This is a genomic window from Wolbachia endosymbiont of Diaphorina citri (assembly GCF_013096535.2).
Lineage (GTDB): Bacteria > Pseudomonadota > Alphaproteobacteria > Rickettsiales > Anaplasmataceae > Wolbachia.
This window is the reverse complement of sequence record NZ_CP051265.2, coordinates 460,890-473,552: the sequence shown is the minus strand read 5'-3', so window position 1 is coordinate 473,552 and position 12,663 is coordinate 460,890. Positions and strand designations below refer to the sequence as shown.

Genomic DNA, 12,663 nt, shown 5'->3' with positions numbered 1-12,663 from the left:
TTGTAACCACTCAGCAAAGAGATTGTACTGAAGAGGTATATAAGTGAAGATTGCCCAATACCCTAAAGCCTAATCTCTTATAAAGGTTTACAGAAGGTTTCATGCAATGTGCTACTATATATTTGCATTCAAATTGCCTAGCTATCTTTATTCTTTCTAGAACCATTTGAGTTCCTATTCCACGACCCCTGTAAATTGGCAAAACTCCATCGCTATAAAAACCAGCTATGTTGTCTTGAATATAAAGACCGCATGTTCCAACAATTTCGTTATTTAGCATTACAAGAAAAAATCTTAACCTTGAGCTCTTATCATCATAATTCGATAACTGGCGAAAAAATGTGCTAACAATACTAATTCTATGATAAAAAATTTTAGAAGTGTGTAAATCTAATTGCTCTAAAAGCTCACTACTATTTACAACATTGAACTTCAAATTTGGAACAGCATCATCAGGCAAAAAATAATCTTTTATATTGAGTAAAACTTTTTTTGGTGTGCTAACGTGTTTTATTTCGCATTTTTCTAAAATACCCCCTATTTTTATACGTGGACTTATTATCCATGTTGCTTCTATATTTCGTGCTTTGAGATAATCTAGAGTTCTGCATATGGAAAGCTCAGTACATTGATCTTCACAAAACACAAAATTAAATAACGATTCTCTGGTACCATTTACTGTAAATATAACATTATCAAATTCGTCATGTATTTCCCACTTGGACAAATTCGTTGCATAAAGTATATAATCCTTTAGGTTCTGAATAATTAAGCTTGAATAACAAATTTTTTTATTCTGCATAAACCAACAATAAACAATAAAAGGCTCCTATAAAAACAAAGGCTAAAATTGCAGCTACAACATCATCTAGCATAATACCTAAAGGACCTTTTGTATTTTTATCAATCAAATTTATAGGCCACACTTTTATTATATCAAAAAACCTAAAGGAGAAAAAGCACACCAACAATACAGAGCTATTCATTTCTTGTTCTAATAATATTGAAACTAGAAGTACTGTCAGCAATTGACCAACTACTTCATCAATTACTACCTCTTTTGGATCATGCGGAGCTTTGTAATGTTGTATATAATTGCCTGTAGACCATAATCCAACTAAGAATAAAAAAAAAATAATTGCTGTACCTAAAATTCTGTCATTGAGTAATATAGGAACAATTGGGTAAGCAGCCAAGCTGCCTATAGTACCTTGCATGTGTTTTACCGTGCCAGATAGCCACCATGTTGATATTAATTTATATAAAAATTTCACAATATACCGAAATATAAAACTAATTTACAAGAACAGAAATAGTATCTTCTATAGAAGTATTTTCATATAGCAATCTATAGATCGCTTCACATATGGGCATTTTTATCTTTAGCTTTTCTGCTAAATCAAATGCAGACTTAGCAGTGTTAAAACCTTCAATTACCGACTTACCTTCTGATAAAATCTGCTGAGCACTAGAACCATTACTATTAGCTACTTTAGATCCAAAAGATAGATTTCTTGAATTTAATGATGTGCATGTCACAACCAAATCGCCTAAGCATGCTGGTCCAAGTAGTGTATTTATATCTACATTGCCGTCACCAACTTTTGCTGAGTATAAAGCCTTAATTTCACTCATACTTTTCGTAATTAATGCTGCATGAGCATTAAACCCAAACCTACCTAGAACAACCCCACATGCTATAGCAAAAACATTCTTTAACGCTGCACAAACCTGTATTCCTATAACATCGCTACTAAGGTACAATTTAATATTTTCTTGCTGTAGCTCTGATACTAATTTTAAACCTAATACTTCATTTTGACATGCAAGAACCATCGAATATGGTAATTTTCTTGCAACTTCTATAGCAAAGCTAGGACCAGAAAAAACAGCAAGAGGATTATTAGGTAAAACTTCATTGACTACTTCACTAGGTAATTTTAATGTAGATTTTTCTATTCCCTTACAAGCCAAAATTATTGCTACATTTTTTTTTAGGTTACAATCATTCAATTGATGACATATCTCCCTTAGAGACTGAGTGGGAACAGCTAGAATTATTACTGAAGCATTCACTGCATCTTCAATAGCTAATTTTACTGATACATTATCAGAAATTGGACAATCAGGTAGCTTGTCACTTTCTCTTTTCTCTTTAATTGATTCAAATATGGCCTTATTGCGAGTCCACAAAATTACATTTTTCTTACCACTTAATGAAATCGCAATTGCTGTACCCCATGCGCCAGCACCTAAAACTGATATTACCACTCAATATTCCTGAAAGTATTACTTATAATTTAAAACTGTAGAATAAGTAAATTAAAAATATAACATAAAAGTATAAAATAGTTTAAATATCTATTAACCTAAGTATTCTTTTAATAAAATAGCTTCTATTCAATATTTACTAAAAATAGTATTATTATAGTATATCTATTATATTTTAGATCTATTTGTATAATTTTGGAACGACACATTAACTATTAATTAATAAGTGTAATTTCTATTATTCATTAATAAAAATTTGATTTGTTACTTTCCTTGGTTATATATATTACTAAAATTATAAATTATTTATGGGGTGTAAAATATGCGTATATTATTAATTGAAGATGATCAAGTAAGTGCAAAGACTGTAGTTAATGCCTTAAATTCTGATGGACATTTTTGCGACGTTGTTACTTCTGCACAAGATTATAACAATAATATGGTTTCCTCGGGTGGAGACTGTTACGATCTAGTTATTCTAGATATACACCTGCCTGGTGATATTGATGGATATGATATACTGTTAAGATTAAGAAGTGCAAAAATCAAAGTTCCTGTTTTAATACTTTCGTGTATCTCCGCTGCCAACCATAAAGCTAAAGGACTTGGGTATGGTGCCGACGATTACTTAACCAAGCCATTTCACAAGAGCGAATTATTAGCTCGAATTAAGGCCATAGTCCGACGTACTAAAGGCCATCCCGAATCAGTGATAAAGATTGGTAATATGAATATCAATTTTGATCACAGGATTGTTGAGGTAAAAGGCAAAACAGTTCACCTTACTAACAAAGAGTATTCCATGATAGAATTGCTGGCATTGCGTAAAGGAGCAGTGTTGACAAAAGAAATGTTTTTAAACCATCTTTACAATGGCTTGGACGAACCTTCAGACAACAAAATAGTTGATGTTTTTATGTGTAAATTACGTAAAAAACTTGAAAGTGCAAATGATGGAATAAGCCACATAGAAACCGTTTGGGGTAGAGGATATGTTCTAAAAGAGTATGTTGACGATGAAGAATACTCTAGTGTTAATATAAGCGAAAGCAGTAGTGAATATCAATCAGAACAAGTGAAGGACAGCGCATGAAATGCTTTATTTACTTGTTGATTGAAGAAGCAAAAAGGTGGATTTAGTAAGATAAAAACTAATCCTAAAAGTGAGGTAACGTGGTCAGTCTTTTAGAACTTTACAAAGATTTGCAACAAAAGATAGAAAAGTTGGAAGCAGAGCTAAAAAGTTATAGGTAAGAAAATAAGGCTTTAGAGATAGAGGATGATGAGTTAAAGGAAAAGCTCGGTTAAAATTCAAGCTTTGTTAAGTTCAAAAGGAAATAAAAAAGAGATAAGCCAAGAAGTAAAAGGAATATAGGTGGTCAAATTGAGCGTATAGGGTATGTGAAATGTTTGATACATTTACATAGTATGGCTGACATTCATGTATTGCCTAGGTGAAATATAAGCCGAGTTCTGTTTATGTAGCTATTTATCTAGAGTAAATGTTACCATTTACTTCATGCGATTTACCCGAGTAGATATGAGGAAAACATAAAATCTACTTCTATTTAATCTTGCTCCTAGTGTTGGTTACTCGACTACCAATGTTACCATTGCCATGGTGTGCTCTTACCATACCTTTTCACCCTTACCTAAAAATATTTTAGGCGGTAATTTTCTGTAGCCCTATAACTGGAGTTACCTCCGGCGGGCATTACCCGTCACTATTTTTCCTTGGAGCCCGGACTTTCCTCTGCTGTGTTTATCACACAACAGCAGCTACTTATTCCACCTAGGAATTATACTTTAACATTAAAATCACAAAAGCAAAAGACAATTTCCTAACAGTCTACATACTAAAAACGTTCAGACAAATAGCTAAAGGTGATATTCCGGTACATCATCGCTATCCCAAGATAAGCTTTTTTCACTTTTAGACTCTAGCTCAGTCAGTCAAGATCCTGGTCCACCGCTTGAAGACGATGAGCTACTTCTTGATCTACTACTACTCTCCACCGATATACTGTTTAGCACTGTTTCAGATTGATCCATAGTTTGCATGGATATATGGCTCATTCTGTTACTAGCGATAAAAATTTCTTCATCGCTATTGCCACTTGAAGATGATCGCCTTCTATCATTGAAGTTAGTTAGTTCTAACACAGGGGCAGCATTACGACCCTTAACATATTTGTATGCTATGAATCCTATAATTCCAGCAATACTTATTATCGCTCCAACCAAAGACCCACCTATCATTCCTGCCCTATCAGAACCTATAGCAAGCTGAGTGGGCTGTGGTGAAGGAGTAGTTTGAGGAAGTAAAGTTGTAGTGAACAGAGGAGTTGTTACCTTTGTTCCAGTATTTGATATAGTGGACACTGTTTGTATAGTTGCCTCTGAGTTTGTTGTTGGCACATTAGTTGGCATTGTAGTAATCATAGTCGCTTGTGAGGTTGCAATAGTTTCAGTTACTGTTGTTGATTCTGATGCCGTACTTATTTTAGTTGTTAATTCTGTTAAAGGCTTACTCATCGTAGTACTGGTTGCTGTAAAAGTTAATGCAACAGTCGCTGCTGTAGATTTTACAGTACTTGTCTCAGTTTCTGAAGTTACTATCGGTGCACTAGTTGACGTTGTAGCAACTGTGGTCGTTTGTGAAGTAGTAGTTGTTTTTGCTACTGTTGTTGGCCCCACTGTTACTGTACTTGTTTGAATTGTTGACTCTGTTGAAGGCCTACTCGTTGTAGAAGTAGGTGCAGTGGTAGTTGATGCTACTGTTGTTGACTCCACTGTTACTGTACTTGCCTGAGTTGTTGACTCTGTTGAAGATTTACTCATTGTGGAAGTTGGTACGATGATAGTTGATGCTTCTGTTGTTAATTTGGTAGTCTTTACAGTGTCGGTTTCTGTTGTGCTAGTAATTGCAGCAGTCGTCGTTTTCTTAGAAGTCACAACCGTCTCTGTAACAGTTATAGGAGATACAGTACTGCTGGAAATAATATTAGGCGTCAATCGACCGTTAATGATATTAACAAAATCACTGAGAGCTTTAATACTACTTGCCGGTATTATTGTTGCTTCAGAAGATTTTCCAGAGCTCTCTCTATTAAAAGTTATGATACTTTCTCCACTTACCGCAGTGACGATAAAACCTCCTTGGCCATTGTCTTTAACATACAATTGTTCTATAGGATCTTCGCATTCACAAACAGTAAAATTTGATTTGAGTCCTTTCTTAGCAAGGCTTGCTAAATGCAATTCTTGCGTGTTAGAAGATTGTTTTTTCGCAAGAAAAGCAACCTGATCATCGCCTTCAGTTTGTTTCACATACTGTAAAAAGCTTATTTCATATTCTCTGGAAAGAGATAGTGCTTTATTATCTACCTGACATTTCTTGCTAAGCAAACATTCATCTTTCTTTCCATTTTTCAGATCCTCAACCACTTTAGCCATATCGAACTTAAAAATATTTGTTCTTACTTCTTGATTTTCAGGAACGTTTGGTCTCACTTGCGAATAAAGCATCGTATTTTCATCTAGTACTAATTGCCCTGGATTATCAAACTTGAATAATTTTCTTTCTATAATGTGCTTTGCTCCAGGTAAAGGTCTGAACTTTCCATCTCCTTTCGATTCTAAATACCAAGAAACTAAAGCTTGATCCTTTAAGTTATGAGCAATTACAATGACATTACCATTACCAACTTTTACTGCTTTTGGTTGAAAGTAACTATTGTCTTCATTTGCAAGATTATTTATATCAATGTTCTTATATAATTTTACTTTTCCTACGTATTCAACTAAGGGAGCATTAGTTGAATGCTTGATTTCGTAAGTGTTGAATGTTAAGCCTTTGATACACTTTCTTTCTTTGTTAGTTTCTTCTGTAGGAAAGATAACTCCAACTTTATCTACTTCAGCTGAATTTTCTATTAGTGTGGGAGATAATTGACCCTTAAATTCATTTGCTACGTTGACACCTGTATCACACTCGTATGTTTTTGATTGATATAGTGGGCTAATAAGTAACTTTACTCTACTGCTTCCATTGCCGTTATCTTGATAGCTGAGTCCATAAGTAACTCCATTTCCTTCAATCAACCCTACGTTTTTTGGATTAAAACCTATCGCTTCTTTAACTTTCAGTATAGTTGTATTAACTCCAAATAATCTACTTAATATAGACATAATTATATTTAAAATTTTAATAAATGCTATTATGATTATTTCTGCGTGTTAATGTCAATGAAAATTTTAACTAAAGTTAAGAAATTAATTTTTAAGTACTCTGAGATAATATGCTAATAAACCCAGATTTCCCATAGACAATATGTTTCCTTTGAAACCATATAATAAATTTAGCAGCTTGTTGACAACAGAAATTCCTTTACAAATTGTCCCAACTTCCTTATCATAATAGTAAGAGTATTTATCCTTGTTTTTAATCTCTGCAGATTTGACAACAAAATTCAGTAAAAAAACTCAGATATTTATTGGCAAATTACATAAAATTATAGCGGCTGCATGTCTTTTTTATTTTTTCTATATTCAGCCAAAACGCGCTTAAAATAAGCGTTAGCACATTATTACAACGCCAATTTACATTATTATAGGGTCAAAACTCGTTATACGGGGTTTCTTTTGCCTTTTTTCCATTTAGTTAATTTCTTAATATTTATAATCCCGCTACGTGTTAGTGATATAGCTATACAAGAAGTGGTAGAAAGCTAGCTTGCATTAGCTTTCTTTGTCATGTATATTACATGCGGTTTTATGAAGTGAGGAGTAAATATGCCAGAAGTTACTGGGCAAGATTCTAATAAGGAAAGTAGAATAGAAAACGAGCTACAACAGGATTATGAATATGAATTGATTAAAAGTTTATTCATGTTTCCTGATAAGCGCCATTTGGTAGATATTGCTGAAGCTACAAAAGGCTCGTTTGATAATTTAATGTGTGCGTGGCTTGTTACAACTGAGTTAACAGACAGTCAAGCAGAGTTGGATGAGGGATTGCTATTTATTTTTAGTGCCATGAGATCTTTGAGTGCAGGAGATAGTTACCGACAACTTCAGAGGTTTTTATTAAATAATAAAGATAATCAAGATCTAAAAACCGTTCTTAATTGTAGAAGGGGAGAGTCTAGTTTGACGATGTTGCACATAATATCAAGTATGGCTTGGGCAAGAAAACAATATGATTGTGCTGTAAGTTTGCTTTTAGAAGCAGGAGCTGATCCTAATATCAAGAATGATAAAGGGAGGACACCCTTACACTATGCTACTGGACCTTATAGTATAGCTGCTCTCTTAGAAAAGGGAGCTGACCTTAATGAAGAAGATAATGAAAAAAAAACGCCTTTGCATCATGTTGCTGGTGTTGGTTGTTCTGAAGGCGTAGTTTTACTCTTAGAGAAAGGAGCTATTTCTGATCAAGGTGATAAACAAGGAAAAACTCCTCTGCAAGTTGCACGTGATAATCATCATGAACATATTGAAAAGTACTTTGTGACTTATAAGCGGGAGAAATTGGGTGATAAGTTACGCTCTATAGTGGAAACAAAAGACTGGTTCGAAGATGGTTCAGGTTACGTTTTAACTAAGAGACAGGGGAGCTTGAGAAGAAAGTTGTTGGATATAGAAAACAACTTAGAAAGTGATTTAGTTGTTGAAGATCTGAAAGAATTTTTAGATGACTTTGCGAATGATCAAGATCTAAGAATGGTTTTGAATTTTCGAAGTAATGAAGGAGAGTTGCAGGTGCATCAACATGCTAGAAATCTTGATTCTTTTGCTCGTTCAGGTACTGATGAAAGAGCAAAAAACCAACTTAAATTTGAAGTAAAAAGATTACTTTTAGAAGCAGATGCAATCAATTTAAAATGGCTAGGTTGTAGTGAGAAAGAGTATTGGTCTAGGGATTTATGGAGTAATTTAGGGCCAAATCGACAAACAAAACTAAACGCATTTTTAGATAAAGTCTCTAAAACTCAAAATGTGAGTGAACTAGAAAGAGTTGTAAATGAAGCTATACTGTCTGGAGTAAGGTTTAACAGAAGATTTTCTCAAGGCGAAGAACGTAACTTTACAGATTGTGTTATGGAAAGAATTGGTAAATTAGAAAAGAATCCTGAAGTTGTGAGTAGAATAGTATGCAAATTGGTATCAATAGGAGCAACGTTATATAATAGGGATAATATGAAAGTAATTGATACACTGGAATTTGAACTTCTGGAACCTGCACTTGAAGATCACAAAAAAAATGTGATAAAAGCTTATCTAGATTATCTAGATAGTACTCTAGATTTTATGGAAGTTATAAAAGGAGCAGTTATTGATGGTATGGTAAGAAATGCCAAAATAGATAACACTACTTTGTACTCAGAATATTCTGAGGATAGCGCCGGACAGATAAAACCTGTCAAACCAAAAAGAAACTTCCTAGCTGAGTGTACGGCAAATTTTATATATAATTTTGTAGAGAAGAGCTTTTTGCAGTTATAGCCGAACTGTGCAATGGTGCCTTAAGTGCCCGTAGGACAGCGTGGCTTTGGAGGAACGGTCAAACCACTGATGGAGCCTTTTGGGCTACCTCGATTAGAAGAATGTATAACTCAACCGTCCCAAGCTAAGCACTTCTCAACTATGGATTATTATATAATGGAGATTAAAAATGGCAAAGGTCAAAAGTAAATTAGAGATAACGAATCCTAATGCAGCAGGAATCGATGTTGGCTCGGCTGTACATTATGTATGTGTACCCGAAGGAAGCGATGAACAACGTATACAAAAATTTAGCTGCTTTACGGAAGATCTCTACAACATAGCAAAATGGTTGAAAAAATGTAAAGTTAATACAGTAGCCATGGAGTCAACAGGAGTGTACTGGATTCCTTTGTTTCAAGTACTTGAATCACACGGATTTGAAGTAAAACTGGTAAACGCAAAACATATTAAAAATGTACCTGGAAGAAAATCAGATGTGCAAGATTGTCAATGGATTCAACAACTACACAGTTATGGGTTACTCCAAGGTTCATTTAGGCCAGATGATCAAATGTGTGTATTGCGTAGTTATGTTCGGCAACGTAAAAATTTAATTGAAAATGCTTCTACACATACTTTGCGTATGCAAAAAGCGCTAACACAAATGAATATTCAACTACATAAAGTTATAAGCGATACAACTGGTGTAACTGGAATGCAAATTATTAAAGCAATAATAGATGGTGAGAGTAATCCTGAAAAATTGGCTGAACTAAGAGATGGACGAATAAAAAGTGATAAATCTGTTATTGCAAAAGCATTAGCAGGAAACTATAGGAAAGAACACCTATTTACATTAAAGCAAGAATTTGAGCTATATAATATTTATCAGGAAAAAGTAGCAGAATGTGACAGGAGCATTGAAGAATATTATAAAACATTTGAGACAAAGTCTGATGAAAGTAAAAAGTTAGGTGAAGAGAAAAATAAGTATAGAAAAAGTAAACCAAACTTTGCTTTGCATGAAGAATTATATCGAGTAACTGGTATAGATTTTACCAAAATTCCTGGATTGGATATACTAACTGTACAAACTATCATTTCGGAAGTTGGTGTTAACTATAATAAATGGCGATCAGAAAAGCATTTTACTTCGTGGTTGGGGCTAAGCCCTGCTAATAAAATTACAGGGGAAAAAGTGTTTAGCACAAGAACACGTAAAGTCATTAATCGTGCCGCGAATGCATTTCGAATGGCTGCTCATTGTGTATCAAGAAGCAATAGCGGAATAGGTGCATATTGTAGAAGGTTAAAAAAACGACTAGGTGCACCAAAAGCGATTACTGCTACGGCAAGGAAATTAGCATGTATCTTTTATAGTATGTTGAAGTATGGACAAGAATATGTAGAAAGAGGAATAGATTATTATGAAACACGTTACAAAGAGAAAGTTGTAAAAAATTTAATCAAAAAGGCACAGGAGTTCGGTTATATCTTAGTTCAACAGGAATAACTAATGGGAAGTTTCTTAGAAGCACAATAAATGTTGCAAGGCTCACAGAAAAAGCTAGTGAGTTAAGGCGAGCTCAGGGAAGCATAGACTATGAAAAAGATATAATAAAGATTGGTAAAAGTGAGGTATCGATTATAACAAAGGATGGTATAAGGAATTATACCAATCTTGCAGACGGTAGTGATATAGTATTGATTTTTCCGACCACTAAGGGAGAATTACCCGTTAGGTTGTATACTGATGAGCAAAATAAAAACTTGGTAAGGGTGGAAGTAAAAGATCAAGAGAGGTTGAAAAAATTAAAAGATTGTGGAGAAGAGATAGGAAAAATTTGCTTACTTGGTGGTTACTCAGTCTACAATGCTATTGAACGTGGGTATTTTGAAAGGCCTTTAGGAATTTTCCAGGGAGAAAGATTACAAAGTGGTGAAAAAGTTTCTCATGTAGATCAATTACAACGTAGAAAAAATAATGAGGTATATCAAATTAGATCACCCTAAGCTTGATTTACAGCAGGTCTTAGATTATGCAAGAAGTCTAATTGCAATTGTTAGCTTTTCAAGTATAATTTGTTGAGATTTACAAGAGACTTATTAGATGAAAGAGAAAGAAGAGCAGTTTAGTTTTACATCAGACAACCTCAGAAAAGCGAAAAAGTCTATAGAGATGTATCCTAAAGGTAGAGAAGGTAGCGCTGTCATGCCTTTACTATATCTCGTACAAGAACAATGTGGATGGGTTCCTGAATCTGCCATGCGCTGCGTTGCTGACATGCTTCATATTCCACATATTCGCGTATATGAAGTGGCAAATTTTTATACCATGTATAATTTAAAGCCAGTGGGTAAATATTTGATACAAATTTGTAGGACAACTCCTTGCTGGTTATGCAATAGTGAAGAAGTGTTAAATAACTTTAAAAAGAAACTAGGAATCAATATCGGTGAAACTACTAAAGATAATCTATTTACTTTAAAGGAAGTTGAATGTCTTGGTGCATGCGTTAATGCCCCTGTGGTGCAGATCAATAATGACTTTTATGAAAATCTCACTCCTGAAAAAGTAGAAAACATTATAGCAGAACTTTCAAGAAAATAGATGAAAGAGAAATTTGCATTTCAGATAGCTAAACAATCAGGTTCTGCAAGAGTTGGTACAATTAAAACTCCAAATGGAAGTATAGAAACACCAGCATTTATATTTTGTGCAACCAAAGCTGCCATTAAAGCTGCAGATATCGAAAGAATCAGAGAAGCAGGTACTCAGATAATACTTTCTAACACCTATCATCTAATGCTCCAACCAGGGGAAGATACCGTAGCAAAACTTGGTGGATTGCACAAGATGATGGGATGGAGTGGACCAATGCTCACTGATTCTGGTGGATACCAGATATTTAGTTTAGGGCACGGGTCAGTTTCGGAAGAAATAAAGGGAATAAGACAGAAGCAAAAAACTCTGATCAAAATTAACGAAGATGGGGCAATTTTTCGTTCTTACATAAATGGTAAAACTTATTGTCTCACTCCTGAAAAGTCTATACAAATTCAACAAAAATTAGGTGCAGATTTAATCCTAGTTTTAGATGAATGTACTCCATTCCATGTCAGTAAAGAATACACAAGAAAATCAATGCTCATGAGCCATAGATGGGCTGAACGTTCTTTAAATGAGTTTGAAAAAAATAATGATGGCAAACAGGCGCTGTATGGAATTAGCCAAGGCGGAGTGTATCAAGATTTACGTGGAGAAAGTTGTGACTTTATCAATAATTTGCCATTTTTTGGTCAAGCAATAGGTGGATCGCTTGGTCAGAGTAAAGAGCAGATGTATAACGTAGTTTCCTTTACTATGGAACGTTTAAAAAAAGAGAGGCCTACTCATTTGCTTGGTATTGGTGGAATTGTGGACATTTTTCGTGGAGTAGAGCTTGGTGTTGACACATTTGATTGTGTGCATCCAACTCGCCTCGCAAGACATGGTGGCGCACTTGTTAAAGTAAAAAACAGAGATTCTATTTCTTCAAAGCGTAAAGAGCATATTAATTTGCGAAATCAACGATTCGAACTAGATGATAACCCAATTGAAAATGACTGTTTGTGCTTTACTTGCAGAAAACATTCAAGAGCCTATATACACCATCTACTGAAAGCTAAAGAGTTGCTGGCTTATACACTCGTTACCATTCACAACGTTTTCTTCATGAATAAGTTGATGGAATCAATAAGACAAGCAATATTGAATGATAGGCTAGATCAAGAAAAAAATAATTGGATTAGTGAAATACCGCTGCATTGTGAATTATATACCTAGTTCATATTTTGCACATGTGCGTTGCATTTTTTAATCTTCTTTAAAAACTTGACAGTACCGTATATACACGGGTATGC

10 protein-coding genes and 1 other RNA gene are annotated in these 12,663 nt (G+C 34.3%); 6 read left to right on the top strand and 5 right to left on the bottom strand.

Annotation, left to right across the window (positions count from 1 at the left end; genetic code table 11):
* Nucleotides 1-10 precede the first annotated feature (10 nt).
* Genes HGO49_RS02095 through HGO49_RS02085 form a run of 3 tightly spaced genes read right to left on the bottom strand, consistent with a single transcriptional unit; the run spans nt 11 to nt 2,271 of the window.
* Nucleotides 11-802 (bottom strand): GNAT family N-acetyltransferase, encoded by a 792-nt coding sequence (locus tag HGO49_RS02095; RefSeq protein WP_017532130.1) that lies wholly within the window; start codon nt 800-802, stop codon nt 11-13.
* Nucleotides 792-1,274 (bottom strand): phosphatidylglycerophosphatase A family protein, encoded by a 483-nt coding sequence (locus HGO49_RS02090; RefSeq protein WP_026092644.1) that lies wholly within the window; start codon nt 1,272-1,274, stop codon nt 792-794. The genes HGO49_RS02095 and HGO49_RS02090 overlap by 11 nt, the downstream gene beginning before the upstream one ends.
* A gap of 19 nt (nt 1,275-1,293) precedes the next feature.
* Nucleotides 1,294-2,271, bottom strand: a complete 978-nt coding sequence (locus HGO49_RS02085) for an NAD(P)H-dependent glycerol-3-phosphate dehydrogenase (protein WP_007302013.1) — start codon at nt 2,269-2,271, stop codon at nt 1,294-1,296.
* 322 nt (nt 2,272-2,593) lie between these two features.
* Here HGO49_RS02085 and HGO49_RS02080 point away from each other — a divergent pair, with 322 nt between their 5' ends.
* A complete protein-coding gene (locus tag HGO49_RS02080) occupies nt 2,594-3,364 on the top strand; it encodes a response regulator transcription factor (protein WP_017532132.1) in 771 nt (256 codons plus the stop codon).
* 353 nt (nt 3,365-3,717) lie between these two features.
* Here HGO49_RS02080 and rnpB read toward each other — a convergent pair.
* Both rnpB and HGO49_RS02070 read right to left on the bottom strand, forming a co-directional pair.
* Nucleotides 3,718-4,067: RNase P RNA component class A (gene rnpB / locus HGO49_RS02075), an RNA gene on the bottom strand.
* A 157-nt stretch (nt 4,068-4,224) separates the two neighbouring features.
* Nucleotides 4,225-6,462 carry a hypothetical protein gene (locus tag HGO49_RS02070; RefSeq protein ID WP_017532133.1) on the bottom strand — a complete coding sequence of 746 codons (2,238 nt, stop codon included), beginning with the start codon at nt 6,460-6,462 and terminating at the stop codon, nt 4,225-4,227.
* Nucleotides 6,463-7,065: 603 nt separating this feature from the next.
* Here HGO49_RS02070 and HGO49_RS02065 point away from each other — a divergent pair.
* The 5 genes from HGO49_RS02065 (at nt 7,066) to tgt (ending at nt 12,586) form a co-directional block, all read left to right on the top strand.
* The gene (locus HGO49_RS02065) at nt 7,066-8,778 is read left to right on the top strand and encodes an ankyrin repeat domain-containing protein (protein WP_172758393.1); all 1,713 of its coding nucleotides are present in this window, start codon (nt 7,066-7,068) and stop codon (nt 8,776-8,778) included.
* A 169-nt stretch (nt 8,779-8,947) separates the two neighbouring features.
* The gene (locus HGO49_RS02060) at nt 8,948-10,273 is read left to right on the top strand and encodes an IS110 family RNA-guided transposase (protein WP_172758394.1); all 1,326 of its coding nucleotides are present in this window, start codon (nt 8,948-8,950) and stop codon (nt 10,271-10,273) included.
* 191 nt (nt 10,274-10,464) lie between these two features.
* Nucleotides 10,465-10,773 carry a hypothetical protein gene (locus HGO49_RS02055; RefSeq protein ID WP_172758395.1) on the top strand — a complete coding sequence of 103 codons (309 nt, stop codon included), beginning with the start codon at nt 10,465-10,467 and terminating at the stop codon, nt 10,771-10,773.
* Between the two features lie 97 nt (nt 10,774-10,870).
* Entirely contained in the window at nt 10,871-11,371 is a 501-nt protein-coding gene (gene nuoE, locus HGO49_RS02050) for an NADH-quinone oxidoreductase subunit NuoE (protein WP_017531854.1), read from the top strand.
* The gene (gene tgt, locus HGO49_RS02045) at nt 11,372-12,586 is read left to right on the top strand and encodes a tRNA guanosine(34) transglycosylase Tgt (RefSeq protein WP_017531853.1); all 1,215 of its coding nucleotides are present in this window, start codon (nt 11,372-11,374) and stop codon (nt 12,584-12,586) included.
* Nucleotides 12,587-12,663 lie beyond the last annotated feature (77 nt).

What these genes read in the sequence shown, in the direction of transcription:
- HGO49_RS02095 (WP_017532130.1), bottom strand. Translation starts at nt 802, where the DNA reads ATGCAGAATAAAAAAATTTGTTATTCAAGCTTAATTATTCAGAACCTA.
- HGO49_RS02080 (WP_017532132.1), top strand. Translation starts at nt 2,594, where the DNA reads ATGCGTATATTATTAATTGAAGATGATCAAGTAAGTGCAAAGACTGTA.
- HGO49_RS02070 (WP_017532133.1), bottom strand. Translation starts at nt 6,462, where the DNA reads ATGTCTATATTAAGTAGATTATTTGGAGTTAATACAACTATACTGAAA.
- HGO49_RS02065 (WP_172758393.1), top strand. Translation starts at nt 7,066, where the DNA reads ATGCCAGAAGTTACTGGGCAAGATTCTAATAAGGAAAGTAGAATAGAA.
- HGO49_RS02060 (WP_172758394.1), top strand. Translation starts at nt 8,948, where the DNA reads ATGGCAAAGGTCAAAAGTAAATTAGAGATAACGAATCCTAATGCAGCA.
- nuoE (WP_017531854.1), top strand. Translation starts at nt 10,871, where the DNA reads ATGAAAGAGAAAGAAGAGCAGTTTAGTTTTACATCAGACAACCTCAGA.
- tgt (WP_017531853.1), top strand. Translation starts at nt 11,372, where the DNA reads ATGAAAGAGAAATTTGCATTTCAGATAGCTAAACAATCAGGTTCTGCA.